The sequence below is a fragment of the uncultured Metabacillus sp. genome, assembly GCF_947503125.1.
Lineage (GTDB): Bacteria > Bacillota > Bacilli > Bacillales > Bacillaceae > Metabacillus.
Map to the genome: position 1 here is coordinate 1 of NZ_CANNCR010000131.1, position 2,485 is coordinate 2,485.

Annotated in this window: 2 protein-coding genes; both read right to left on the minus strand. The window is 40.2% G+C overall.

What is annotated here, in order from left to right; translation table 11 throughout:
* Positions 1 to 44: 44 nt before the first annotated feature.
* Positions 45 to 809, minus strand: a complete 765-nt coding sequence (istB, locus tag Q1B07_RS26380) for an IS21-like element IS643 family helper ATPase IstB (protein ID WP_299095716.1) — start codon at positions 807 to 809, stop codon at positions 45 to 47.
* Positions 809 to 2,353, minus strand: a complete 1,545-nt coding sequence (gene istA, locus Q1B07_RS26385) for an IS21 family transposase (protein ID WP_299095718.1) — start codon at positions 2,351 to 2,353, stop codon at positions 809 to 811. Before istA ends, istB begins: the two co-directional genes overlap by 1 nt.
* Positions 2,354 to 2,485 lie beyond the last annotated feature (132 nt).

Genomic DNA, 2,485 nt, shown 5'->3' on the forward strand with positions numbered 1-2,485 from the left:
TGTAGACGTCAAGTTGAATTTTACACTTTTTGCTCGTTTCCTTTTTACACTTCTGCTGAAAAAATGCTTTTCCGGTTTTTCATGCGATGACTTTCCTCGTTTTCACCTCCATGGATGACCTCCACACGATGAAGTAAGCGATCTAAAATAGCTGTTGTAATCCCTTGGTCCCCAATTAAATTACCCCACTCATCTGGACTTTTATTTGAAGTCAGGATGATTGAACTTCGTTCATACAAATGATTAATCAAGTGAAAGAATAAGTTTGCTTCTCTCTGGTCCATGGCCATATACATTAAATCATCGATAATCACAAGGTCGGCATTTCTAATTCTTTTGAGCTGAACTTTAGATTTATTGAGGTACTCTTCTGATTTTAGAAGCTGCACAAGTTCACCCATTGTAGCGAAATAAACATTGAACCCTCTGTAAACAGCCTCAAGCCCAAGTCCAATTGCGATATACGTTTTTCCAATGCCAGGCGGACCTAGAAGAATTAAATTGTACTGTTGCTCCAGCCAGCTTAATTCCCGGAGTTGAGAGAGCTGACGAGCTGTCAGAACGTTTTGTCCTTTCAGCTCAAACTCATCTAACGACTTCACGAAAGGGAAGCGTGCCCATTTCATTCTTTTCTCAAAGCTTTTCGCTTCACGTTTGGCTAATTCATATCGGGTGATAGACTCTAAAAATTCCAAGTAGGTCCATGATGCTTTTTCAGCTTCGCGAAGAAGCTGTGGCAGCTCCTCCGCAGTCTCTGCTAAGCGTAGTTGCCGAAATTGATCTTGTAGTTCATGTACAGTTTTGTTCATCATGCTCTACCTCCTAAAATGCTAGTATATGCATTGAGAGAACGGGTAGAGGCTTTAATATGAGAATGCTTTGGCGGACTCTTGTAAAAGGATTGTACTCCTTGAACCGGTTCATCTCGTAATGTATCAAGGTGATGAGCGATATCACGAAAATCATTTGCATTGTAGAGCTTCTCTGTCATGCACTTGGTCAAAATAAGATCAATTAATGCAGGATACTGTTGAATCACCTTATAGATAATCGCAAACTGGTCTCGACGATACCTCGGGTATCTCTGACTAATCTCATCTAAGTAATCTGCTGCCTGAACCTGATCTTCAAAGTAAGAAATGAGGCGTTGCTTAAGCTCCTTAACACCTTTGGAGCGATCCCGGGTATGATGCCGATTTTGAATAAGTTTTCCTTTTTCAGAACTGATAATATGCTCGGCAATAACCTCACCTTTTGTTTCTCTGCGAATGACAAGGGTCTTTTCATCTTCATCTTTCACTTCAATCCATACAAGGTTCTCACTCATGGTTTGATAAGTCCCGAGTGGGACGGAATAACGGTTTGACTTGTACCGGATTGTGTTGTCCTTGCTTACACTTCTTGTTATACTTTGGTTATTGGTACTTTCATATGAAAGTAACGAAGAGACTGGCTGTAAGTGTTGCTTTTCGAGGAGAAACACTTCTGCTGGTCTTTTTTTCGTTGTCTGGTGAACCTGATGGTTTCCAGTACGCTCGAGCCATTGTCGCGCTCGTTCATTCCAATCTTCTATGTCACTAAATACTCGACTGTCAGCGAAGTTGCCTTTTATGTATTTCACTACATTTTCAATCATACCTTTAGATTCCGGGTCAGCTCTTCTGCACAGGTGAACTTTGAATTTACGCTCATTTACATATCTTTGAAATTCAGCTGTTAAAAGCAGCTGTCCTGCATTTTCACTCACTGCGATTAAATGATCCTGATCATAGACGATTTCTTCTGTTTGTCCTCCATAGAACTGAAATGCATTTTCGTGACAACGAATCGCATCTCTTGTGGTAAATGGACGAGCTTGCCATTCCATATATTTATGTCTGGAATGAGCGAGAACAAAGGCGATAAAGTACAGTTTGATTTCTTTGTTGGCTATTGTTTTCTGTTTGGTTTCACCCCAGTCTACCTGGAGTTGTTTACCCATCGGTTGTTCAGGAACTGCTTGGTATTGACGGACAATCACCTTTTTCTCAATCTGATAGACTTCCCGAATATCCTTCACATATGTTCTTACAGTACTTCCGCCGACCACGAGGTCGGGGTATCTCTCCAAAAGCCAATCATGGATTTGAGCACTACTTAGGTGGGGATACTCTTCTAGCCAGGCAAGTATCCAGTCTTTATAGTGATCTAGTTTTTTCATCTTTCCCAAAGGTTGTTCAGTATAGGCTCTTGCTTCATCGAATGTCATTTCTAAATACTTATAGACAGTCGGTCTTGAGATCTTAAGCTCCTTAGCGATTTGTGCTACTTTAAACTTTCTCTTATGTAATTCGTGAATCTTTATATATAACACTAACTTCTCCTCCAAAATCCTAACCTCCAGTAAAATAACTTCACCATCTATTTTACTAAAGTAGTAGATTGATTGAGCAAAAGTGTAAAATCCTATCGAGCAAAAAGTGTCAACTTTATTCTAGCGTTTACA